The sequence below is a fragment of the Microtetraspora glauca genome (assembly GCF_040656155.1).
GTDB lineage: Bacteria > Actinomycetota > Actinomycetes > Streptosporangiales > Streptosporangiaceae > Microtetraspora > Microtetraspora glauca.
In genome coordinates, this window is record NZ_JBFALK010000011.1 from 250463 (window position 1) to 273031 (window position 22569).

Annotated in this window: 24 protein-coding genes; 5 read left to right on the forward strand and 19 right to left on the reverse strand. The window is 70.9% G+C overall.

The window, feature by feature from the left end; all coding sequences use genetic code 11:
- Nucleotides 1–13: 13 nt before the first annotated feature.
- The 6 genes from menC to AB0I59_RS21455 all read right to left on the reverse strand — a co-directional run bounded on the left by menC (nt 14) and on the right by AB0I59_RS21455 (nt 5222).
- On the reverse strand, nt 14–1114 hold the full coding sequence (menC, locus tag AB0I59_RS21430) for an o-succinylbenzoate synthase (RefSeq protein ID WP_358135242.1): 1101 nt from the start codon (nt 1112–1114) through the stop codon (nt 14–16).
- A gap of 118 nt (nt 1115–1232) precedes the next feature.
- On the reverse strand, nt 1233–2012 hold the full coding sequence (locus tag AB0I59_RS21435) for a GNAT family N-acetyltransferase (protein WP_358135245.1): 780 nt from the start codon (nt 2010–2012) through the stop codon (nt 1233–1235).
- On the reverse strand, nt 2009–3097 hold the full coding sequence (locus AB0I59_RS21440; protein ID WP_358135248.1) for a M20/M25/M40 family metallo-hydrolase: 1089 nt from the start codon (nt 3095–3097) through the stop codon (nt 2009–2011). Before AB0I59_RS21440 ends, AB0I59_RS21435 begins: the two co-directional genes overlap by 4 nt.
- 127 nt (nt 3098–3224) lie before the next feature.
- The gene (locus AB0I59_RS21445) at nt 3225–3674 is read right to left on the reverse strand and encodes a protein-tyrosine phosphatase family protein (RefSeq protein WP_228644350.1); all 450 of its coding nucleotides are present in this window, start codon (nt 3672–3674) and stop codon (nt 3225–3227) included.
- A 52-nt stretch (nt 3675–3726) separates the two neighbouring features.
- Nucleotides 3727–4236, reverse strand: coding sequence for a hypothetical protein (locus AB0I59_RS21450; RefSeq protein WP_358135250.1), 510 nt, complete (start codon nt 4234–4236; stop codon nt 3727–3729).
- A 35-nt stretch (nt 4237–4271) separates the two neighbouring features.
- Nucleotides 4272–5222, reverse strand: a complete 951-nt coding sequence (locus AB0I59_RS21455) for a hydroxymethylglutaryl-CoA lyase (protein WP_061258872.1) — start codon at nt 5220–5222, stop codon at nt 4272–4274.
- 75 nt (nt 5223–5297) lie between these two features.
- Between AB0I59_RS21455 and AB0I59_RS21460 the strand changes: the two genes are divergently transcribed.
- The 3 genes from AB0I59_RS21460 to AB0I59_RS21470 are packed head-to-tail and all read left to right on the forward strand — an operon-like array spanning nt 5298 to nt 7816.
- Nucleotides 5298–5963, forward strand: a complete 666-nt coding sequence (locus tag AB0I59_RS21460; RefSeq protein ID WP_358135252.1) for a GntR family transcriptional regulator — start codon at nt 5298–5300, stop codon at nt 5961–5963.
- The gene (locus AB0I59_RS21465) at nt 5960–7156 is read left to right on the forward strand and encodes a CaiB/BaiF CoA transferase family protein (protein ID WP_358135254.1); all 1197 of its coding nucleotides are present in this window, start codon (nt 5960–5962) and stop codon (nt 7154–7156) included. Before AB0I59_RS21460 ends, AB0I59_RS21465 begins: the two co-directional genes overlap by 4 nt.
- 30 nt (nt 7157–7186) lie before the next feature.
- On the forward strand, nt 7187–7816 hold the full coding sequence (locus tag AB0I59_RS21470) for an isochorismatase family protein (protein WP_061258869.1): 630 nt from the start codon (nt 7187–7189) through the stop codon (nt 7814–7816).
- Between the two features lie 10 nt (nt 7817–7826).
- On the opposite strand, the gene AB0I59_RS21475 is transcribed toward AB0I59_RS21470, so the two are convergent.
- The 8 genes from AB0I59_RS21475 to AB0I59_RS21510 are packed head-to-tail and all read right to left on the reverse strand — an operon-like array spanning nt 7827 to nt 15671.
- Entirely contained in the window at nt 7827–8570 is a 744-nt protein-coding gene (locus AB0I59_RS21475) for a maleate cis-trans isomerase family protein (RefSeq protein ID WP_061258868.1), read from the reverse strand.
- Between the two features lie 37 nt (nt 8571–8607).
- A complete protein-coding gene (locus AB0I59_RS21480) occupies nt 8608–9372 on the reverse strand; it encodes an SDR family oxidoreductase (protein WP_358135256.1) in 765 nt (254 codons plus the stop codon).
- A complete protein-coding gene (locus tag AB0I59_RS21485; RefSeq protein WP_358135259.1) occupies nt 9369–10301 on the reverse strand; it encodes a hypothetical protein in 933 nt (310 codons plus the stop codon). Before AB0I59_RS21485 ends, AB0I59_RS21480 begins: the two co-directional genes overlap by 4 nt.
- Nucleotides 10298–11023: a hypothetical protein gene (locus AB0I59_RS21490; RefSeq protein ID WP_358135262.1), complete on the reverse strand. Its 726-nt coding sequence runs from the start codon at nt 11021–11023 to the stop codon at nt 10298–10300. The genes AB0I59_RS21485 and AB0I59_RS21490 overlap by 4 nt, the downstream gene beginning before the upstream one ends.
- 20 nt (nt 11024–11043) lie before the next feature.
- Nucleotides 11044–12189: an aromatic ring-hydroxylating dioxygenase subunit alpha gene (locus AB0I59_RS21495; RefSeq protein ID WP_358135264.1), complete on the reverse strand. Its 1146-nt coding sequence runs from the start codon at nt 12187–12189 to the stop codon at nt 11044–11046.
- Nucleotides 12190–12199: 10 nt separating this feature from the next.
- Nucleotides 12200–13159: an alpha/beta hydrolase family protein gene (locus AB0I59_RS21500; RefSeq protein WP_063818886.1), complete on the reverse strand. Its 960-nt coding sequence runs from the start codon at nt 13157–13159 to the stop codon at nt 12200–12202.
- 4 nt (nt 13160–13163) lie between these two features.
- Nucleotides 13164–13982, reverse strand: coding sequence for an oxidoreductase (locus AB0I59_RS21505; RefSeq protein WP_358135266.1), 819 nt, complete (start codon nt 13980–13982; stop codon nt 13164–13166).
- Nucleotides 13983–14039: 57 nt separating this feature from the next.
- Nucleotides 14040–15671, reverse strand: a complete 1632-nt coding sequence (locus tag AB0I59_RS21510; protein WP_358135269.1) for a nitrilase-related carbon-nitrogen hydrolase — start codon at nt 15669–15671, stop codon at nt 14040–14042.
- Between the two features lie 89 nt (nt 15672–15760).
- Between AB0I59_RS21510 and AB0I59_RS21515 the strand changes: the two genes are divergently transcribed.
- Both AB0I59_RS21515 and AB0I59_RS21520 read left to right on the forward strand, forming a co-directional pair.
- Nucleotides 15761–16042, forward strand: a complete 282-nt coding sequence (locus AB0I59_RS21515) for a Dabb family protein (protein WP_061258862.1) — start codon at nt 15761–15763, stop codon at nt 16040–16042.
- A 76-nt stretch (nt 16043–16118) separates the two neighbouring features.
- Complete coding sequence (locus AB0I59_RS21520; protein WP_358135272.1) at nt 16119–17420, forward strand: LLM class flavin-dependent oxidoreductase; 1302 nt, start codon at nt 16119–16121, stop codon at nt 17418–17420.
- 29 nt (nt 17421–17449) lie between these two features.
- Here AB0I59_RS21520 and AB0I59_RS21525 read toward each other — a convergent pair whose 3' ends face one another.
- Genes AB0I59_RS21525 through AB0I59_RS21545 form a run of 5 tightly spaced genes read right to left on the reverse strand, consistent with a single transcriptional unit; the run spans nt 17450 to nt 22390 of the window.
- Nucleotides 17450–18187 (reverse strand): ATP-binding cassette domain-containing protein, encoded by a 738-nt coding sequence (locus tag AB0I59_RS21525; RefSeq protein ID WP_358135274.1) that lies wholly within the window; start codon nt 18185–18187, stop codon nt 17450–17452.
- Entirely contained in the window at nt 18180–19085 is a 906-nt protein-coding gene (locus tag AB0I59_RS21530; RefSeq protein ID WP_358135277.1) for an ABC transporter ATP-binding protein, read from the reverse strand. The genes AB0I59_RS21525 and AB0I59_RS21530 overlap by 8 nt, the downstream gene beginning before the upstream one ends.
- A gap of 1 nt (nt 19086) precedes the next feature.
- Nucleotides 19087–19914 carry an ABC transporter permease gene (locus AB0I59_RS21535; RefSeq protein WP_061258858.1) on the reverse strand — a complete coding sequence of 276 codons (828 nt, stop codon included), beginning with the start codon at nt 19912–19914 and terminating at the stop codon, nt 19087–19089.
- Nucleotides 19911–20864 (reverse strand): ABC transporter permease, encoded by a 954-nt coding sequence (locus AB0I59_RS21540; protein WP_358135280.1) that lies wholly within the window; start codon nt 20862–20864, stop codon nt 19911–19913. The genes AB0I59_RS21535 and AB0I59_RS21540 overlap by 4 nt, the downstream gene beginning before the upstream one ends.
- On the reverse strand, nt 20861–22390 hold the full coding sequence (locus AB0I59_RS21545) for an ABC transporter substrate-binding protein (RefSeq protein WP_358135283.1): 1530 nt from the start codon (nt 22388–22390) through the stop codon (nt 20861–20863). Before AB0I59_RS21545 ends, AB0I59_RS21540 begins: the two co-directional genes overlap by 4 nt.
- Nucleotides 22391–22569 lie beyond the last annotated feature (179 nt).

Below are 22569 nucleotides of genomic sequence, written 5' to 3' on the forward strand. Positions count from 1 at the left end.
GGGCGGCCTCGCGCTACCTCGTGATCCACTCGGTGGAGGTGGTGACCTCGTCCAGGATGTCCTGGACGGGGTCGACGCCGATACCGGGGCCCGCCGGGACGTTCAGGTGGCCGTCGCGCAGCTCGAACGGCGGTGTGATGTCGGTGGCGAAATAGCGGCGTGAGGCCGAGGTGTCACCGGGCAGCGTGAAGCCGGGAAGGGCGGCCAGGGCGACGTTGGCCGCCCGGCCGATCCCCGTCTCCAGCATGCCGCCGCACCACACGGCGACGCCGTGGGCGCGGGCCAGGTCGTGGATGCGGCGCGCCTCCAGGTAACCCCCGACGCGGGCGGGCTTGACGTTGATGATCGAGCAGGCGCCCAGCGTGATGGCGGCCGCGGCGTGCTCGGCCGACTCGATGGACTCGTCCAGGCAGACCGGGGTGGTGATCCTGCGGGCGAGCGCGGCGTGCTGCACCATGTCGTCGTTGGCCAGCGGCTGCTCGATGAGCAGTAGGTCGAAGGCGTCGAGCTTGGCCAGATGGGGGGCGTCGGTCAGGGTGTAGGCCGCGTTGGCGTCGACCTGGAGCGGCACGTCCGGGCCGAACCGCTCGCGTACGGCGCGGACGGGTGCGAGGTCCCAACCGGGCTGGATCTTCAGCTTGATCCGGACGTACCCCTCGGACAGGTAGCCCTCGACGGCGTCGAGCAGCTCGGGGATCGAGTCCATGATGCCGACCGACACCCCGCAGGGCACCCGCTCTGCGGCGGCGCCGAGGAAGGAGGCGAAGGACTGGCCGGAGGAGCGGAGCTGGGCGTCCAGGACCGCCGTCTCCAGGGCGGCCTTGGCCATCCGGTGGCCCTTGAACGGAGCCAGTGCCCGGCCCGTGCCGAAGGCGTCGACGCGGGCGGGCAGGGCGGGGATGAGGAAGCGGCGCAGCGCCTCGGCGGCGCCGTCGGCGTACTCGGAGGAGTAGAGCGGCTCCGACATGGCCGCGCACTCGCCCCAGCCCTCGGAGTCGGGGGTGACGACCCGTACGAGCAGCACGTCGCGGGCCGTCTCGGTGCCGAACGAGGTGCGGAACGGCGCCACCAGCGGCATCGCGATCCGCCGCATCTCGATTCCAGTGATCTTCATGATGGTGCGGCTTTCCGCCGCGTCTCCCTCCGACACGGCCGCCGGTCGGGCGGCCTGCTCGTCTCTTCCACCGCTTGCCCCCATGTGTCCGCCGACCGGCCGGGGGAAGGCCGTCTGATCAGGCCGGATGTTCCACGACGTAACAGGACTTCCGGTGGAACCCGGTGACCCGGTAACCGTCTCGCAGGAGGCCGCCCAGCACTTCGCGTACGGCGTGCCGCCACGCCTTGGCCGCGCCGGGATCGGTACGGCGCAGGCTCTCGATGTCGCCGGGCACCGCCACCAGGACCGTCCGCGCGTCGGTCCGGCCGGGGACCGGATGGCCGTCCCTGTCGGCCAGCCCGATCGCCGCGTCCGGCGGGAGCTGCGGCGCGTACGGCTCCCGCCGGACGGCGGCCAGCACGTGCGGATCGGTCAGGCGCCAGATGGCGAGCATCCGGTCCGACTCGTCCCCGCCGTTGATCGCGTCCTCCATGGTGCCGTAGAACGACGGCAGGTACTCCTCGGGGCGCGCTCCGAGCTTGGCCAGGTTGAAGTGGGCGTTGCGGCGCACCAGCGGGTCGTAGGTCCAGGTGATCCGGTCCAGGCCCCGGGCGAGCGCCCAGTCGCGCTGGTGCAGCTTGAGCGCGTACCCGATCCCGCGGCCGATCGAGGCGCCGGTGACGTGGGAGTGCAGCACCCGGCCGGCCGGGGCCGCCAGGAAACCGACGGAAGCGCCGGCCAGGCGGTCCCCCTCGTAGGCTCCGGTGACGTAGTTCCCCGAGTGCGACAGCGCCCGCATCAGCTCCACGGTGATGGGCGCGCCGCCCGGTTCCGGGTGCCAGATGTCGTCGAAGAGCCGGAAGACGTCCTCGAACTCCGCGATGGTGTGCAGTTCGCGCACCGCCACACCGGTCATCCGAGCACCGTCCGGACCAGTTCGGCGAGCAGCCTCGTCCGGCCGGGCATCTCCGCGACGAGCGTGTGCTCGTGGGCCGCGTGCGCGCCGCCGCCCACCGCGCCCAGCCCGTCGAGCGTGGGACAGCCGACCCCCGCGGTGAGGTTGCCGTCGGACGCGCCGCCCACGGCCACGCCCCGCAACGGCGGCATGCCCAGCTCCTCGGCGATCCGGCGCGCCAGCGCGAACAGGCGGGCCGAGGACGCCTCCTCCAGCGGCGGCCGGTTCGGACCTCCGCTCACCAGCAGCCGGGTCCCGGCGAGACGGGGGGACAACCCCCGCACCAGCTCGTCCACCCTCTTCTGCTCCTTGAGGGAGGGGACCCGTACGTCCACCGCCACCGAGGCCAGCGCGGGCACGGTGTTGATCGTGCTCCCGCCGGACAGCACGGTCGGGGTGACCGTGGTGTCGCCCTCGCCCATCGCGGCGAGCGCGAGGATCTGATGGGCCAGCTCCATGCCGGCGTTGGCCCCCGCCTGCGGCTCCAGGCCCGCGTGCGCGGCCCTTCCCCGGACGGTGACCTGGTAGGTGGAGATGCCCTTGCGCGCGGTCTTGAGCGCGCCGCCGTCGGCCGCGGCCTCGAGCACGAACGCGGCCGCGCACCCGCGCGCGGAGTCCTCGATCAGCGCGCGCGAGGAGGGAGAGCCGAGCTCCTCGTCCCCGGTGACCAGCACGCACACCCCCTCGAGCGAGGGAAGCGCGGCCAGCGCGTGGAAGGTCTGCACCAGCCCGGCCTTCATGTCGAACACGCCGGGTCCCCTGGCGATCCCGTCCTCCAGCGACCAGGGGTGCTCGCGCAGCGAACCGATCGGCCAGACCGTGTCGTGGTGACCGACCAGCAGCACCCGTGGCGCACCGAAGGTCCAGCGCAGATGGCTGACGCCGTCGATCACGATGGTCTCGGGACGCGCGCCGAGCCTGCCGGCCCCCTGGTCGGCGACCACCGTCGCGCTGCGGGCCACCGCCTCGTGGTCGGCGGAGAAGGACTCGCAGACGACGAGCTCCTCCAGGTCCTCAAGCATCAGGCCGAGGTTCACTACGGACACGTACCAGCCCTCCGATGGATGTTTACCGCAAACGGTATGAGAAGGCAGGGCTGGGGAATTCGTCCGCTTCACCTAAGCGGATCGCGTTGTTCGTCCGTGCGGCCAAGAGGCGGGCATACCCCGGGGATCACGACCCGGTGTGGGCGGCGAACCACGCCACCCACCGCCGTTGCCAGGGAGTCTCGATCGCCCGGTGGTGGTAGTGCTCGCGTGTCCAGGTGACGGCGTCGTGAGGGGACAGACCCGTGAGGGTGGCCAGACAGGCCATGACCGTGCCGGTCCGGCCGACACCCCCGTCGCAGGCGACCTCGACGGCCTCGCCGGACCGTGCCCGGTCATGCAGGTGGGTGATGGAGCGGGCGGCCGCGTGCCGGTCCAGGGGGAGCAGGAAGTCCGGCCAGCGGATCCATTCGTGCGGCCAGAGCAGGGCGGCCTGATGGCGACGCCGGAGGCGGGCGGAGCCGAGGTAGACCGCGAAGTCGGGTACCGGGCCGCCGGGAGCCGGCCTGCGCAGTCCCCGACCGCGGATCTGGACGCCGTCGGGGAGCCGGGTCGCGCCGGTGAGCGGTTTTCTCATGCGGTGATTGTGGCTCACCGGCGTCGCCGCCGGCGTCCGGCGGATTCCGGTGTCAGGAGTTGGGGATGACCGCCGCGTACGGCAGGCTGCCGCCGAGGACGACGTTCGCCCGGCTGCCGCAGGTGGAGAGATCGTCGGAGTCACCGCAGTAGTGGGAAGCGGTGTACGAACCGGTCGCGAGGTCCCGCGCCCAGGTCGAGGTGAAGTCGCGCAGCCGGGAGACCTGCGTGGCGTTGGGGGAGCAGGCGGCGCCGAGGACGCCGATCGCGTCGGTGTTCTCCCCCTCGGCGTCGATGTGGCAGCTACCTCCGGAGGGGACCCCGAGGGTGTACTTCGTCCACACGAGCTGGATGCCGACGAAGTCCGACCCGAGGCTCGCCAGCGCGTCGAAGGAGTTGTTGAACAGGTTGGCGACGCTCGGCCGCGCCGCGATCTGGAGGACCGGGCGGGTGGCGCCGGCCGAGATGGCGAGGAGGTTGCCGGTGAAGCCCGAGGACGCCACGCCGTCGAACAGGATCGCGCCCTTCAGGTTCGGGTAGCCGTTGCCGGCCAGGCGCCACACGTTTCTCCCTGTGCTCGGCGGGGTGGTGGCACCTTTCACTGGTCGGGTGAAAAGGAAACAGTGTTTCGTACAGTAGAACGGGCTGCCGGGTTGTGCAATGCTCGGGAGTCCGGCCAGATCCCCGCACGGCCGAGCTGGGCGGGGACCCGGGTGCCCAGCGCGGCCTCGACGAGCTCGGCGGCGGCCAGTACGCCGGCCAGATCGACCCCGGTGGCGATCTCCGAGCGGTGCAGCAGGTAGGCCAGATCCTCGGTGGCGATGTTGCCGGTGGCGGCGGGGGCGAAGGGGCACCCGCCGATGCCGCCCGCGCTGGCGTCGAGGGCGACGGCGCCCGACTCCAGCGCGGCCACGGCGTTCGCGTACCCGGTGTTGCGGGTGTTGTGGAAGTGGAAGCGCAGCGGCAGCGGGCTCACCTCGCGGACGGCGGCGGCCAGCCGCCGCACGTCGGCGGGGACGCCCACGCCGATGGTGTCGGCCAGCGCGATCTCCTGCGCTCCCGGACAGCGCCGTACGATGCCGGCGACCAGGTCCGGGGCCACCTCGCCCTCGAACGGGCAGCCGAAGGCGGCCGCCACGGTCAGCGTCACCCGGAGCCCCGCCTCGCGGGCGCGGACGGCGATCACGCCGAACCCGGCGACGGCGTCGTCCACGCACATGCCCTGGTTGCGCTGGGAGAAGGTCTCCGTGGCCACCACAACGGCGTTGACCTCGTCCACCCCGGCCCGCAGCGCGCGGTCGAGGCCGCGCTCGTTCAGCACCAGCCCCGCGTAGCGGACCCCCGGGACACGCGGGACGCGGGCCATGACCTCCTCCGCGTCGGCCATCTGCGGAACGCGGCGCGGGTGGACGAAGCTGACGGCCTCGACGCGCCGCAGCCCGGCAGCGATCAGCGATCGGATGTAGGCCACCTTGGCGGCCGTGGGCACGATGACCGGCTCGTTCTGCAGCCCGTCGCGCGGCCCGACTTCGATGATCTCGATGTCCATGGATTGTATGCAACCCCTTGCTCGAAACCGGTGTTTTCCGCATCATGGTGGCAGTTCGACCGGAGGAATGTACACATGACAGTGACGGATGATTTGCGGAGCCTGATCCTCGGCGGGCACTACGCCCCGGGAGACCGGCTCGGCGAGGTCGATCTCGCCGAGACGCTCGGCGTCAGCCGCACCCCGGTCAGGGAGGCCCTGTGGCGCCTGCAGGCCGAGGGACTGGTCGAGATCACGGCCAACAAGGGAGCGCGGGTCGTGGAGTACCCCCGCGAGGACCTGGAGACGATCTTCGAGCTGCGGGCCAGGATCGAGGGGCTCGCCGCCAGACAGGCGGCCGTCACCGCCACCGCCGAGGACGCGGCGCACCTGCACGAGGTCGCCGTCGCGATCAGGGACCACGCCGGGCGGCGTGACCTGGACACCGTCTACCGGCTGAACGCCGACTTCCACCAGGCGTTGGTCCGGCTCGGCGGAAGCATGGTGCTCGCTCAGTCGATCAGCTCGCTGGTCCACTCGGCGGTTCTGCTGCGCACGTACAACTCCTTCGACGACGAGGCCATGCGGCGCAGCGTCGACCACCACATCGAGATCGCGGCGGCCGTACGGGCCGGGGACCCGGAGTGGGCGGAGGCGGTCATGCGCGCCCACCTGTTCTCCGCGCGGGCGTCGCTGCTGGGTCCGCGTCACCACGAAACGAACCTTGACCACGAAACGAGCCCTCACCAGGAGATGGAATGAGAGACATCCCCCTCGGCGACGTCCGCGTCATCGAGCTCGGGCAGCTGCTCGCCGGCCCGTTCTGCGGCCAGCTGCTCGGCGACTTCGGCGCGGAGGTCATTAAGGTCGAGGACCCCGGAAGGGGCGACCCCATGCGCCAGTGGGGCAGGGAGAAGCCCTACGGCAAGTCGCTGTGGTGGCCCGTCGTGGCGCGCAACAAGAAGTCGGTGACCTGCGACCTGCGCACCTCCGCGGGCCAGGACCTGGTCCGGCGGCTGGTGGAGCGGGCCGACGTCCTGCTGGAGAACTTCCGGCCCGGCACGCTGGAACGCTGGGGCATGAGCCCGGACGAGCTGCACGCGATCAACCCGCGGCTGATCATCACGCGGGTCACCGGGTTCGGACAGACCGGCCCCTACGCGCCGCGGGCGGGCTACGGCTCGATCGGTGAGGCGATGGGCGGCATCCGCCATGTCACCGGCGACCCGGACCGGCCGCCGTCGCGTGCCGGGATCTCGCTCGGCGACTCGCTCGCCGCCGTGCACGCGTGCGTGGGCACGCTCGTCGCGCTGCACGAGCGCACGCGCAGCGGCAAGGGGCAGGTGGTCGACTCCGCGATCTACGAGGCCGTGCTGGCGATGATGGAGTCGATGCTGCCCGAATGGCAGCAGTCGTCCTACCAGCGCGAGCGCACCGGGCCCGTGCTGCCCAACGTCTCGCCGAGCAACGTCTATCCCACGATGGACGGCGACTCCGTCCTCATCGCCGCCAACCAGGACAGCGTCTTCACCCGGCTGGCCAAGGTCATGGACCGGCCCGAGCTCGCGGCCGACGACCGGTACGCGACGCACAGCGCGCGCGGCGAGCACATGGCCGAGCTGGACGAGATCATCGCCGCCTGGACCGCCGGGATCGACGCCGACGACCTGCTGGCCCGGCTCAACGAGGGCGGCGTGCCGGCCGGGCGCATCTACCGGGCCGAGGACATGTTCGCGGACCCGCACTTCGCCGCCCGCGAGGCGATCGTGCGCGTCCCGCACCCCGACTTCGGTGAGCTGGCGATGCAGAACGTCGTGCCCAAGCTGTCGGCCACGCCCGGCAGCGTGCGCAGCGTGGGACCCGCGCTGGGCCAGCACAACGAGGAGGTCTATCGGGGCCTGCTCGGACTCACCGACGCGGACCTCGCCCGCCTGTCGGGCGACGGCGTCATCTGACGTCGCCGGACGAGCCAGGAAGGAGCGCCCATGCCCCTGCCTCATGAACCTCATGACGTGGTCAGGCCCCATGACGAGGTGTACGGGCGCTCCCTGCCCTTCGGGGACCGCCCGGTGCTCCTCCTCATCGACCTGATGCGGGCCTACTTCGAGCCGGGAGCCGAGCTGTACATGGGCTCGCGCGCGTGCCTGGAGTCGGCGGCCCGTGTCCTGTCCGCGGCGCGTACGGCGGGCGTCCCGGTCATCCACACCCGGGTCGCGTTCGGCCCCGGTGGGGTCGACGGCGGGCTGTTCTTCCGGAAGGTGGCGCCGCTGCGGCATCTGGTCGGTGACGGTCCGCTCGGCGAGTTGATGCCCGAGGTGGCGCCCCGGGACGGCGAACTGGTGATCGTCAAGCAGTACGCCAGCTCGTTCTTCGGCACCACCCTGGCCTCCACCCTGACCGCGTCGCGGGCCGACACCCTGGTCATCGCCGGAGTCTCGACCAGCGGCTGCGTCCGCGCCACCGCCGTCGACTCCGTGCAACACGGGTTCGTGCCCGTCGTGGTACGGCAGGCCGTCGGCGACCGCGACGACCGCCCGCACGAGGCGAGCCTGTTCGACATCCAGGCCAAGTACGGCGAGGTCTGGGATGAGGCGGCGGTCGTCGCCCGGTTCTGACCGCCGCTTCTCAGTGGTCGCGCAGCAGGGATCCGGCGCCGTGGACCTTGTCCTCGACGCCGTTGTCGCGCAGGGCCATCCACCAGGTGGCGGCGTTGATCGCGATGACCGGCTTGCCGAGCCAGCGCTCGGCCTCGTCGGCGAGCCCGACCATCGACAGGTTCGTCCCGCACTGGACGAGCGCGTCGACGTCCGGCCCGTCGACGCTGAGCAGGGCCTTTCTCAGCTCGTCCTCGGTGACGTGGGCGATCGACACGGCGGTCGGACAGCGCAGGCCGTTGATCGCCGTCACCTCGAAGCCGATCTCGCCGAAGAACCGGACCACGTTCGCGTCACCCACCGGCTGGTACGGCGTGACGACGCCGATGCGGCGCGCGCCGTACAGCTTCAGGGCCCGCTCGCACGCCTCCGCGCCCGTGGCGACCCGCAGCCCGGTGATGTCGTGGATCTGCTTGACGAACTGGCGGTTCCCCTCGACCCCGCCCCAGAACGTCTCGGCGGACATGCCCATCACCATGTAGTCCGGCTCGCAGGTCAGCACCCGCTCGCAGGCCGCGCCGATCTCCTCGCGGATCTGCTCGAGCAGCCGCTCCATCCCCGCGTCGCCGTCCATGTTCTGGTCGCGGATGTGGATGCGGCTGAAGTGCGCGGTCACGCCGGGGACCGCCATGCGGTAGAAGTCCGGCTCCACGATCGTGTTCGTGGAGGGTGCGATCACGCCGAACTTCCGGCGCCAGCCGAGCGCGTCGGTCATCGAAATCTCCTTCGGTGTGGGGGCTACGGAGTACGGCTCAGGCCGTGAAGAGGTCACGCCTGCGGAAGGGCGCGGTGGCGAAGCGGGCCATCGTCCTGGTCGTGGTCAACCATCGGACGTGGGCGCCGTTGCGGGTCTGCGACACGGCCTGCTCGGCCAGCCAGGGGGCGACGGTCTCGACCCGGTCGGCCAGGATGTTGAAGATCTTCTTGGCCTTCTCCAGCGCCTCGGGGTCGTAGTCATGGGTCAGCAGATCGGTGACGACCATCCCGGGGCTGAGCAGCCCGGCCGACACCCCGGGCGGCACCTCCTTGGCCAGGGCCCGGGTCAGGTAGGTCACCGCGCGCTTGGTCGCGCCGTAGATCGCCAGCCCGGGTACCGAGCGGCCGTCGCTGCCGAGGCCCTCCATGTTCCACAGGTGTCCGGAGCCCTGATCGGCCATGCCGGCCAGCGCCACCGCCGAGCCGTTGAGCACGCCGAGCAGGTTGACGTCCACGACCGAGCGGGCGGCGCCCGCCGTCAGCTCCCACATCGGTCTCCTGGCGTGGGAGATCCCCGCGTTGTTGATCCAGACGTCGATCCGGCCGTACCGCTCGGCCGCGGCGTCCCAGAGCGCCCTGACCTGCTCCCGGTCGGCCACGTCCGCGACCATGGCGAGGGCGTCACGAAGGTCCGGGCCGGCGCGTTCCACCGACTCCTCCGTGCTGCCGCAGACGGCCACCGAGTGGCCGCGCTCCAGCAGCGCCCGCGCCATGCCGAGGCCGATGCCCCGGGTGCCGCCGGTCACGACGACGACGGTCAAGCCTCGACTCCACCGGTGCGGCGCTCCAGCACACCGTGCGCGACGGCGGACAGCCCGCCGCCCTCGAACAACTCGTAGACCACGGCGAGCGTGGAACCGGCGCCCATGCCCGGCTCGGCGTCGATCATGAACTCCCTGGACCTGAGCTTCCACACATCGGTGAAGTGGAGGGTGCCGTAGTTCGCCCTGCCGTACGCGATCGCGTTGCCCCAGGCGTCCGGCCCCTCGTAGAGGGAGCGGAAGCCGTCGCGGCGCACGACCGTCTCATAGGAGCGGTTGAGCGATCCGCTCCAGGTGACGCGGTGCCGGGTGGTCAGCAGGTTCACCGGTTCGAGCTCGATCGTGATCTGCACGTTCCCGCGCGGCTTCTGGTCCGCGCCCCACAGCTCGCACGTCCCGCCGTACACCGCGGTGTCCTTGGTCGGCAGGATGTACGGCACGGCCCCGCACCGCGTCTCCTGGGCGAGCCTGGCCTCGACCTTCTCCGGGTTGCGCGTGTAGACGCCGTTGAAGATGCCGATCATGGCCGGGCCCTGGTAGAGCGCCGACGAGTAGACCTGGGTCTCGCCGTCGGGCAGCACCTGGTTCCAGGTGTTGAGGTCGGTCTGCCAGCCGGGTCCGTAGTAGTGGGCGTCCACGAAGGAGCCGTACGGCTGGCCGGTGCCGAAGAAGTCGGGGCCGGTGTAGACGCGGTCGAGGTCGGAGTCGGTCACCCCGAAGGCGAAGGGCGCGCCCAGCTTGAAACGCCCCGCCATGGGCCCGCCGCCGGTGAGGCCGCCGTCCATGTAGTAGGTCGTGACGCCGTCCTCGAACACCGACGATCGCCGGATGTCCTCGAAGCCCTGCCAGGTGCCCGTCGCGTCGAACAGCGACGGCCGCCCGACCCACTCACCCGCGATGCGCCGCTGCCACTCGCTCGGCTCGCTCATCGGACCAGTTCTCCTCTCACGCGTTCGGACTGTTCGGCTCCGATGAGCCGGGTGACCTGGTGCCAGACCGGGTCGACCTCGGGGGAGAAGAGGTTCTCCCGGCCGGCGCGGTCACGGGCGGCCAGGTCGCCCTCAAGTGCGGGCACGCCCCCGGCGACCAGGCTGAGCCAGTGCCGGAGGTACGCGTCGACGGTGCCGTCCAGCGCGGTGAACGCTTCGGGGGTCGCCCTGCACACGACCATCCACGGCGACATCATGGCTCGCTGCCGGGGCCCGATCGCCGCTGGCGAGACGCCCTCGATCTTCGCGGCGTCCTCCAGCAGGGGGGTCAGCTCCAGGTAGCACGCGTCCAGGTAGGCGAGGTTGACCGCCAGTTCGCCCCGCGGGATCAGGTCGAGGTGCATGGCGTGGTAGTCCGGCGAGGCCACCGAGTCGAGGGTGAAGTGCGGCACCGCCGAGTCAGGCACGGTGAACGCGAAGATCATGTGACTGTCCAGCCCGATCATCGGCACGACCAGGCTGACCGCCACCACCTTGTCGACCACCAGGTCCACCGGCTGCTCCGCCCCCTTCGCGGCCGGGGGCCGGCGCAGGACGAGGAGGCGGCCGACGGGATCGGGCGACATCGGGCTGGTCAGGGGGATGTCGTCGACGGTCTCAAGGCCGAGGGCCTCGCTGAGCGCCGACAGGGTCCGCTCGCTGAGAGCGGCGGGGAGGCTCATCACGCGACTTCTTCCGGTTTCTATAGGGGGCCGTCGGCGTCCGCGGACAAGCGGCCGCGCTCGGACCTGGCCTTGTGCACCCACGCGCGGGCGAGTTCGGGGTTGTCGCGGCGCGCGGGGGAGGGGATGACGGTGGCCCGGCGGTGCGGGTGCTCGCTGACCACCGTGTCGTCGTCGCCGACCCACCAGCCCTTCTGGATGAGCTCGGCGCGGCGGCGGCGGTAGGCGACCTGGAGCGCGTCGCTGCGGATGTGCAGCTCGTCGGACAGGTCGAAGGGCAGGAGTTCCGGGCGCTGCGACTCCACGATCGGTATGTCCTGCTTGAGGATCCGCATGGTCCGCTTGATCGCGTTCTTGTCGGCCCAGGCTCTGGGGAAGAAGGTGCGGAAGGCCAGGATCTTGATGAGCGTGCGGTCCTGCGAGAGCGGGATGTTGAAGTCCCACATGATCAGTTCGCCGAACGGGAGCCGGACGTGCAGCTTGATCACGTTGGGCAGGTACCAGCCGTTGGTCACGGTCACGTGCTCGGGCCGCTTCCTACGCCTGGCCAGCATTCCCCAGATGCCCTTGGGCATCGGCGGGCTGAGCTGGACGTCGGCCTCGGCGAACCAGTCCTCCTGCCGGATGGTGTAGTCGGGGATCTCCGGCTTGTCCGGATTGCCGAACACGGTGCCGTGAACGAACGGGGTGTGCGCGGCGTCCACCGCGTTCTCGAAGGCCCGCTCGTAGTTGGCGTTGACCTCCATCTCGAGCCGGACCATGCGGAAGGCCGGATTGTCGTACTCCGGGATGTGCGGGATGGGCGGCCGCTCCTCCTCCGGCAGGTCGCCGAGGAACGCCCACACCAGGCCGTATCTCGTGGTCGTCGGGTAGGAGTCGACCCGGGCCTTCCTGGGGATGCCCCGTCCTTCCGGGTTGGCGGGGATCCGCACGCACGCGCCGCCGGGTTCGTACTCCCAGCCGTGGTAGGGACACACGACCGTGTCGTCCTTGAGGGTGCCCATGGACAGCGCGCCGCCCCGGTGGACGCACAGGTCGGACAGGCAGGCGACCTCGCCCTTGCGCGTGCGGTAGAGCACGAAGTCCTGGCCCAGGCAACGTACTTTGATGGGCTTGCGCCCGACCCTGTCGGCGAACTCCAGCGCGTACCAGAAATTCTTGAGCATGATCTCGCTCCTAACGTCGACGTAGTCCGTCGAATCCGTCGAGTGCGGCTCGGGCCCCGTGGTCCTGAGACAGGTGGGCCCCCAGGAAGACCATGACGAGATGCCCGAACTGAGGGAGGACATCGCGAGAGGCGGGGCCGTCCAGGAACGCGCGCGCCACGGTCGGGTCCACCGGGTCGGCGATCGCGAAATGGTTGGCGCCTTCGTAGACGGCCAGCAGATGGTCACCGCCCCGCCCGCTTTCCGGCGACTCGGGCAGGGCCTCCTCGAAGGTCCTGGTCACCGGATCCCGCCGGGTCGCGGGGTCCTCGCCGTACCGGTCGGCGCTGCCGTCGACGACGCCGTCGTTGCCTCCGGCGCCGAGCAGTACGGGGCAGGTCACCTGGGCGGGCAACACCGTGCCCGCCGGCCAGCCGAGCATGGTGGCCGCCATCGTGTGCGTGCCCCAGGCGAACACCGCCTTCACCTGGGGGAAGAAGCGCGCGGACTGCAGAGCGACCGTGCCGCCGGCGGAGTGGCCGCCGAGCGCGACGCGGTCCAGGTCCAGCGCGCCCTTGAGCGGTCCCGTCTCGTTGAGCCGGGCCAGCGCGTCCAGCAGCGCGGGGATGGCCGGGCAGGTGGGGCGTGTGCCGTACGTCCGCGGTGTGGCCGCGTCGACGTCGACTCCCGGCGTCAGGCCGTACTGGCCGCCGAACAGTTCCGCCACCTGGTCGAAGGTCACCACGGCGAAGCCCCCGGCCGCGAGCAGGCAGGCGAGCCGCCGGTAGGCGTCCTGCCCGACGTTGATGCCCGAGAGGAACAGCACGACGGGGTACGGCATGCCGTCCGGGGCGGGCGGGAACACTCCGGCCAGCCGCTCCGCGTCGTCACCGTGGGCCGTCGCCGGATAGTAGACCTTGAGATGCGCGGTGTCGAAGGGAGGTCGTCCCCCGGTCCGCGCGGCCCACCACAGTGACCTGACCAGGCTCATAGGGTCATTCACCCGGTCCCGAGGGCCGGGGGAGCACCCGGTCGCCGCCCCACAGGGAGCGCACCAGCATGTCGGTGGTCTCCTGGCCGAACAGCTTGACGCCCATCACGTTCGCCGGGTCGCGTTCGGCGATGTTCCTGCGGACGGCGAGGTCGCGCTCGGACAGCGCGGCCCGCTCCTCGAACGGGACGGGCTCGGCCTCGTCCACCCAGGCCAGCCACTGGTCGACCCGCCGGTGCAGCACGTCGCGTACGACCTCGATGTTGGCTTGGGAGGCCGGGAAGGAGTAGCAGTACGCCGTCGGGGAGAGGCTGGCCCGGATGAACGCGGTCGGGCTGGTGAACCAGACGAAGTCCTCGTGCTTCTCCCTGTGCTCCAGCCAGTCCGCCTCGTTGGGGGTGTAGTAGCGGTCGTAGTAGTCCCCGTCGCCGATGAGGTCGCCGCGTGGGATGGCGTCGGCGTAGAACCACCCTTCGGGCCAGAGCAGCAGCGCGATGCCCAGGTGCGGGACCCTGATGTGCGGGCCGAGCCAGACCGTCAGGTGCAGGTTGACGAAGCTCGCCTTCGGGTTCCCGATCCAGGAGTGAACCATCCAGTCGATCTCCGGACCGCTGAAGGCGGCGAGCCTGCCGCCCGCCCCCTCAGGGTAGGACCCGTACGACTCGAGAGCCTCGGTGGACGGGTCGCGCCTCAGTTCGAACCGGGCCTCGATCTTCGCTGTCAGCTCGCCGAGCAACTCCTGCCACCGCTGGAAGGCCTCGGTGACGTCGACGATCGGCGACTGGTCGACCATGTCTTCCACGTTCTGGAGCGTCTCTTTCAAAACGGGACTCCTGTTCGAAACATTGTTTCCCATGGTGAAACTCTTGGCGTGGCTATGTCAATGGCCGGTGACGAGTGCGTCGACCAGCCGCCAGGGCCTGCCGTCCACGAGGTCGGTCAGGCGGGAGACGTGCCGGTTGACGGCCTGCGCCGGGTAGACGTCGGCGCGAACCACGCGGTCGCCGTTCTTGACCGGCGTGACGAGCGGGTGGCTGATCCGGCCGCTGAACGGGCCCTCCCAGGCGGTCCAGAGGGTGAAGTCGCGCGGCGCCGCCAGGATCGCCCCGGCCAGGCCCGCCGGTCCGTCATGGCCGGCGGCGACGACGTTGAGCCGGTTCTCCGCGGCCCGTTCCAGCAGGCCGTACTCCAGCTCCCAGGGTTCGGACGGGGTGAACGGAACCGCGACGACGTCCGCGTCGGCCAGCGCCGCCAGCCTGAACGTCTCGGGGTACACCGCGTCGTCGCCGACGACGACGGCGAGCCGTCCCCAGGGCAGTTCGAAGATCTCCAGGCCATCGCCCAGTGAGGTGACCCGCCCGGCGTGCCGTGCGGAGGCGTGGAGGGCCCGCTGCCGCCCCACGACCCCCTCACCGGAGACCAGCAGCCCCTCGTGGGCCCCGTCCCGGATCTCGGTGAGCACCACGTGCGCCGCCGTCCCGCGGACCGCTCGTGCCGCGTCCGCCGCCGTCACCCCGCAGAGTTCGGGGAGCACGACCAGTTCCGCTCCGCCTTCGGCCGCCTGCCGGATGAGATCCGCGGCGGTACCCGGCTCGTCGCCGGGCCGCACTGCGGACACGACCAGGCGCTCGGCTCCGGCGGAAGCCCTGCGGCCCCGGGGCTCGGCGGCGATCGGCCCGTAGAGGGCCGGGCGGCGAGCGGCCAGGATGTCCGTGCCGTCGGGGCGGAGCTTGTCGTCGGCGAGGGCCATGTCGATGTCGGCGACGACCACCGCCTCGCCGGTCCGTGGCGCTCGGGCCACGATGGCGCCGTCCGGAGCGACGATCTGGCTCTCGCCCGCGCCGTGCAACCATTCCGGCGGGACGCCGAGCCCGGCGCTGACCGAGCCCAGCGTGTCCGCGGGCACCAGCGGCCCGACCTTGTTGGCGGCGACCACCCAGACCTTGTTCTCGGCGGCGCGGACGGGGATGTGCAGGCTCGCCTCGTCCACGGCGAACGAGTTCAGGCTGTTGAGCAGCACCTGCGCGCCGCGCAGCACCAGCCCCCGGGTGATCTCGCTGATCACGCCCTCCATGCAGGCGTACATGCCGAGCCGGCCGATCTCGGTCGCGATCACCGGGCCGACGGTCGTTCCGGGGTCGAGGTGGTCGTTCTCCGCGCCCATCAGGGTCTGCTTGTCGGCCTCGCCGAGGAGGGTTCCGTCGGGGCCGTAGAGCAGTGAGGCGCCTGTGGTGCGTCCGTCCCGCCTCGCCAGGGTGACGCCGATCTTGACGTACGCGCGGTGCCTGGCGGCCCGCTCGGAGACAGCGGAGAGAAACGGGTCCCCGTGTCGGCAGGCCAGCCGTCGCGCGTGCGCGCGGTCCTCGTACCAGGACAGGTGGTTGCAGAACTCGGGCAGCACGATCACCTCGGCTCCCTGGGCCGCGGCCGAGTCGATCACGCGGAGGCAGGCGGCAAGGTTGGCCGCCACGTCCTGACCCGTCTCAAGTTGCGCCGCCGCGACACGCACCATGCCCGCTCCTCGACTGTTACATCTAGAGAAACACTGTTTCCAAGTCGTAGGATCTCGCGGAACCGGAGGAAATGTCCAGGAGGAAAATCATGCTGACCCACGTGGTGCTGATGAGGTTCACGGATCGGGAGGACGCGCCGAAGGCCGCGGAGCTGCTCCAAGGGCTGAGGGGCAGGGTGGAGCAGATCCGCGATCTCGTCGTCGGGCTCGACACGGTCGGGTCTCCGGTCTCCTACGACCTGTGCCTGATCACGCGGCACGAGTCCCTCGAAGAGCTGACCGGTTACCAGGAGCACCCGGCCCACCTCGAGGTGGCCGCCTGGCTCCGCCCGCGGCTCGCCGCTCGCGCCGTCGTCGACCACGATTCGTGATCCCACCCGCTGTTGCTAGTCTTCGTAGGCAAAACAATGTTTCCTTATGGGAAACACACTGTGGTTGGAGGATGAGATGAGAAAGCTCCATCTGAACGCCTTCCTCATGGGCGTCGGCCACCACGAGGCCGCCTGGCGTACCGCGGGCGCGGATCCCTCCCGGGTCACCGACATCCGGCACTACCAGGAGCTGGCCCAGATCGCCGAGCGGGGCAAACTCGACTCGGTGTTCCTGGCCGACTCCCTCTCCTTCTGGGGAGACATCAAGTACCACACCCTCGGCGGCCTGGAGCCGGTCACGACGCTGGCCGCGATGGCCGCGGTCACCGAGCACGTGGGCCTGATCGGTACCGTGTCCACCACCTACAACGAGCCGTTCAACGTGGCGCGCAAGTTCGCTTCGCTGGATCACATCAGCCATGGCCGCGCCGGATGGAACATCGTCACCTCGGCCTTCGAGTCGGAGGCGCGCAACTTCGGCGGGGACCTCCCGCCCCACGCCGCCCGATACGTCAGGGCGACCGAGTTCGTGGACGTGGTCACCAAGCTCTGGGACAGCTGGGCGGACGACGCCATCGTCGCCGACCAGGACCAGGGCATCTACGCCGACAAGGAGAAGGTCCGCGCCGTGGACCACAAGGGACATCTCTTCAAGGTCCACGGACCGCTGAACATCCCCCGCCCGCCGCAGGGCCGGCCGCTGCTGGTCCAGGCGGGCTCCTCCGAGGACGGCAAGGAGTTCGCCGCCCGCTACGCCGAAGCCGTCTTCACCGCGCAACCGGTCATCTACTCGGCCCTGGCGTTCTACGCCGACTTCAAGGGACGGCTCGCGAAGTACGGCCGGGACCGCGACGATGTGGCGATCCTGCCGGGCCTGTCGCCCATCATCGGCTCCACCGAAGCCGAGGCGGCGCGGCTGCAGGAGGAGCTCGGGGCGCTCGTCGTCCCCGAGTCGGCGCTCGGCGCGCTCTCCGACGTCCTCGGCGTGGACCTGACGGACCATCCACTCGACGAGCCGCTGCCCGAGATCCCGGGGGTGAACGAGGGCCAGCGGAGCCGGGCCGGGGTCGTCGTGGCCATGGCCAAGCGGGAGGGCCTGACCGTACGGCAGTTGCTCAGCCGCCTGGCCGGGAACCGGGGACACCGAGTGGTGGCGGGCACCCCCGAGCGGATCGCCGACGAGATCGAGGAATGGTTCACCAAGGGCGCCGCCGACGGCTTCAACGTCATGCCCCCGACCCTGCCCGGCGGCCTGGAGGACTTCGTCGACCACGTCGTGCCGGAGCTGCAGCGGCGGGGCCTGTTCCGTACCGAGTACGACGGCACGACGCTCCGCGAGAACTTCGGCTTCGCGCGTCCCGCCGTGGCGCACGCCTAGCCAGGCGGTATCCGACGGATACCGCCTGGTCAGGCGCCGGGGACCGCCGCGACCAGGGCCCTGGTGTAGTCGTGCGAGGGCCGGCCGAGCACCTGCTCGGCCGGCCCCGTCTCGACCAGCCGGCCGGCGTGCATCACCGCGATCCGATGGGCGACGGCGCTCACCACCGCGAGGTCGTGCGAGATGAACAGGTAGCCCAGGCCGCGCTCCTCCTGCAGCCGGAGCAGCAGGTTGATGATCTGGGCCTGCACGGAGACGTCCAACGCGGTGACCGGCTCGTCGAGCACCAGCAGGTCGGGCGAGAGGGCCAGCGCCCTCGCGATGCCCACGCGTTGCCGCTGCCCGCCGGAGAGCTGGTGCGGGTGCCTGCCCGCGAGCCCGGGGTCCAGGCCGACTTCCGAGAGCAGGCCGGGCACGTCCCCGCGCACGCCTTGCAGGCGTAGCGGCTCCCGCACGATCTCTTCGACGGTCCAGCGCGGGTTCAGCGAGGTGGAGGGGTCCTGGAAGACGAGCTGGAAACGTGGCCGCAGCGGGCGCAGCCGCCGGCGTGACAGTGTCGCCAGCTCCAGCCCGTCCAAGCGCACGCTGCCGCTGGTGGGCTGCGCCAGCCGCGCCACACACCGGGCCAGCGTCGACTTCCCGCAGCCGGACTCGCCCACGATCGCGAGCGTCTCGCCCCGATCGACCTCGAACGTCACGCCGTCGACCGCCCATGACGCGCCGTAGCTCTTGCGCAGGTCGGTGACACGGAGCAGCGGCTCAGCCATCCTGCACCGCCCAGCAGGCCACGCCGCCGGCAAGCGGGGGGATCTCCTGCGCGCAACGGGCGAGCGCGACAGGACAGCGGGGGTGAAAGGCACAGCCGGGTGGGCGTGACTTCGGCGCGGGCGGATGCCCGGGGATCACCGGCAGCGGCCCCCGGCCCGCGCCGATCCGCGGCCGTGACCGCATGAGGGCGGCGGAGTAGGGGTGCCGAGGCGCGCCGAGGACCTCGTCCGCGGTTCCTGTCTCGACCAGGCGGCCGGAGTACATCACCGCGATCCGGTGCGCGGCCTCGGAGACGAGGCCGAGATCGTGGCTGACGAGCACGGTCGCCGCTCCCGTCTCCCGCTGCGCGGCGCGTAGCACCCGCATGATCTGCTCCTGGACCGTGACGTCCAGCGCCGTGGTGGGTTCGTCCGCGATCAACAGGGCGGGCCTGAGCGCGATGGCCATCGCGATCACGATCCGCTGCCGCATCCCGCCCGAGAGCTCGTGCGGATACACCCTGGCCCGCTCCGGGCCGATGCCGACCTGCTCCAGCAGCTCCACGGCCCGCCGCCGCGCCGCCGTACGGCCCAGGCCGTGAATCCGCAGCACCTCCGCGATCTGCGCGCCGACCCGCATGAGCGGGTTGAGCGACGTCGCCGGGTCCTGGAAGACGAAGCCGATCCGGCGTCCCCTGATCCGTTCGAGCCGGGCCTCGGTCAGCTCGGTGCCGTACAGGGCGGCCGTCCCTCCGGTGATCCGGGCCGGGCCGGGCAGCAGCCCGGCCACCGCGAGCATGGTCATCGTCTTGCCCGACCCCGACTCGCCGACCATGCCGAGCACCTCGCCCGGTCGTACCTCGAAGGAGACGCCGTCGACGATCCGCACGCCCCCGGCGGTCACCACCAGATCCTTCACTTCAAGCATGGTCGTCCGTCCGAACGTCGAGAGTGTCACGGAGTCCGTCGCCCAGCAGGTTGACGAGGAGCACGGTCAGGGTGAGCGTCAGTCCCGGCCACAGCGGGATCCACCACGCCGTCTCCAGCAACTCGCGTCCGTCGTTGAGGATCGTGCCCCAGGAAGGGGTGGGCGGGCGCACACCCAGACCGAGGAACGACAGTCCGCCCTCGACGAGCACCATCGTGCCGACGCTGAAGGTCCAGATCACCAGGTTGGCGCCGGCCACCGCGGGCAGCAGATGCCGGGTCAGCACGTTCAGGTGACCGGCGCCCGCGCCGACCGCCGCCATCACGTAGTCCTCACCCCTGACCTGCTTGACGATCGCCCGGGTCACCCTGGCGGAGGTGACCCAGCCGGCGAGTACGAGCAGCGTGATCAGGACCGGGGTCGACGAACCCACGACGCCGATGGTCGCGATCGCCAGCACCAGGAAGGGAAAGGCGATCCAGAGATCGCCCAGCCCCATGACCAGCCGGTCGACCCAGCCGCCGAGGTAGCCCGCGAGCAGCCCCACCACGATGCCCACCGCGCAGGCGAGCGAGCTGGCGGCGAAGCCGACCAGCAGTGAGGTCCGCCCGCCCGCCAGGACACGCGCCAGCAGATCGCGGCCGAGTTGGTCGGTGCCGAGTGGATGGCCGGCCAGCGCGCCCTCCATCCAGAACGGCGGCGCCAGCTTGGCCGGCAGATCCTGCTCCAGCGGATCCAGACCGAGCAGAGGCGGGCCGAACGTCACCGCGAGCGCGATCAGCGCCGACCCCGCCAGTGCGATCCGCACCGACGTCCTCATCCCGCCGCCTCCCTTCTGACTCGCGGGTCGACGAGCGCGCCGAGCACGTCGCCGATCGCGCTGACCGCGACGACCAGCACCGCCACCACGAACACCGTCGCCTGCACGATCGGGTAGTCCCGCTGGAAGATCGCGTCCACGAGTTGCTTGCCGATTCCGTCGTAGGCGTAGAGCTGTTCGACGATCACCGTGCTGGACAGCAGGTAGGCGCTGTCGACCACGAGGAAGGCCAGCACCGGCGGGAACGCGTTGGGCAGCGCGTGCCGCGCCAGCGCGCGCAGACGGCCGCCCCCCTTCGCCCGTACCGTGCGGATGAAGTCCTGCTCGATCGCCTCCAGCAAGCCGGCACGTACCAGCCGTACGACGCGGGCGACGGTGAAGGCGGCGAGGGTCAGCGTCGGGAGCACCGCGTGCAGCGGGCTCTCCGCGCCGTAGCTCGGCAACCAGCCGAGCCAGAGCGCGAAGACCAGCAGGAGCAGCAGGCCGAGCACGAAGTTCGGCATCGCCTGGGCGATCGAGGCGGCCGCTGTGACGGCGCGGGCGGAGGCGTGGCGGGCCCGGGCCGCGGCGAGCATGCCGAGCGGCACGCCGATCAGCACCGCGAGCGCGAGCGTGGCGCCGACGATCTGCAGGGTGAGTGGCAGCCGGGCCAGCACCGCCGAGATGGCGGGCTCTCCCGTATGCGGGGAGACCCCGAAGTCGAGCCGGGCGACATCGCCGAGGAAGGTGCCGTACTGCGTCCACAGCGGAAGGTCCAGGCCCAGTTCGGTGCGGACCCGGTCGATGTCCTCCTGGGACCCGCCCGGTCCCACGAGGACCGCGGCGGGATCACCGGACAGGCGGAGGAGGAAGAAGAGCAGGGTCAGCACGCCCAGGACGGTCACGACCAGCCGGACCAGCCATACCGCGCCCGCGCGGAGAACCCGCGGGGCTGTACGGCCTGCGCTCATATCGCCTTCCTGGATTCGGACAGCAGCACGTTGCCGTCGACGTTGAGCTTCAGGTCGGACGTGGCCGAGTGGACGTAGACCGTCTGCGGCCAGGCCAGGAAGACGACTCCGGCCTCGTCGTGGAGCCGCCTGGCCATCGCCTTGATGGTCTCCTCCCGCTTGGCCGGATCCATCTCGGCCTGGGCTTTCGTGAAGAGGCTGATGTACTCCTCGTCGTCCACGTGCTTCTGCACACCCTCGGGCTGCGGGCCGAAGCGGCTGACCCCGGCGATGTCGCGCAGGTCGAAGTAGTCGGTCTGCCAGTAGATCAGGGGGGTCTCGCTCTTCTTCAGCAACGTGGTGATGAAGCTCGAGAGGTCTTGGATGACCACCTCGGAGGTGATGCCGACCTTGGCGAGGTAGCCGGCGGCTATCTCGGCCTGCTGCTTGAAGAGCGCGGTGGTGGCGATGTTCAGGGTCAGGCCCTCCGCACCGGCCTCCTTGAGCAGGGCCTTGGCGCGATCAGGGTCATAGGGGAAGGCCTCCAGGGAGGGGTCGTGACCGACGAAGCCGGGCTGGAGCAGCTGCCCGTTGGGCACCTTCCCGTAGCCCGACAGCCCGGACTTCACGAACTCCTCCTTGTTGACGGCCAGGTTGAGCGCCAGCCGTACCCGCTTGTCGCGTAGCTTGGGCTCCACATCGCCGATCATGCTCAGCACCGCGCAGGATCCGGCGGTGACGGGCTTCACGGTGAACGACGCGGCCAGTTGCGCCGCCACCGCGGGCGGCAGGCCGTAGGCGCCGTCCACCTCGCCGGTACGGAGCGCGGTGGTCAGCGTGCCGGGGTCGGGGATGGCGACGATGCGGGCGGTCGTGACGCTCGCGGACTTCCGCCAGGACTCGGGGAACGCCTCCAACTCGATGCTCTTGGCCGGGGTGTACGCGGTCACCCGGAAGGGGCCGGTGCCGGAGGCGACCGTGCCCGGCTTCTCCTTGAAGATCGCCGGGTCGGTGATGCTCAACCGGACCAGGCGGTTCAGCAGGACGGGGTCCGGTTCCTTCGTCGTGATCCGTACGGTGCTCGCGTCGACGACCTCCGCGCCGGAAAGCGTGCCCATCTGCCCGGCGCGGAAGGCGAACGTCGGGTCGCCGGAGAGGAGCCGGTCGATGTTGGCCTTGACCGCGGCGGCGTCGAAGACTCCACCGCGGTGGAACTTCACCCCCTGGCGGAGAGTGAACTCCATCGTGCGGTCGTCGACCATGTGCCAGGCGGTGGCCAGGGCCGGTGCCGGCTTCCCGTCCGTGCCGAAGGTGACCAGGGGGTCATAGACCTGGGCGGTGAAGGTGGCGCCCACGTTGGAGAGCGCGGCGGCCGGGTCGAGGGAGTTGGTGATGGCGGAGGAGGCGACGACGAGCGGCGCGCCGGCCGCGCCGGCCGTACCGGTCGCTCCTGTGGCGACCTTCTTCGGTGCGGTCGCGCACCCGGTGGCGATCGCGGCGACAGCCAGCCCGCCAATTCGTAGGACCTTTCGGCGAGTGAGTTCCACGACGCCACCTTTCCTGTATCCCATAGAGATACGCTGTTCCGTTAGTGGAAACCTAGGACTGGGGTTCTGGCGCGTCAAGAGGGGTGCCCCATTGGGATCGCCGCCTGAAGGACGACCGCCGATGAGTTCGGTACGGTGGGGATCCCGGCGCGTTCATCCCCACTGGTCACCCCGCCGGT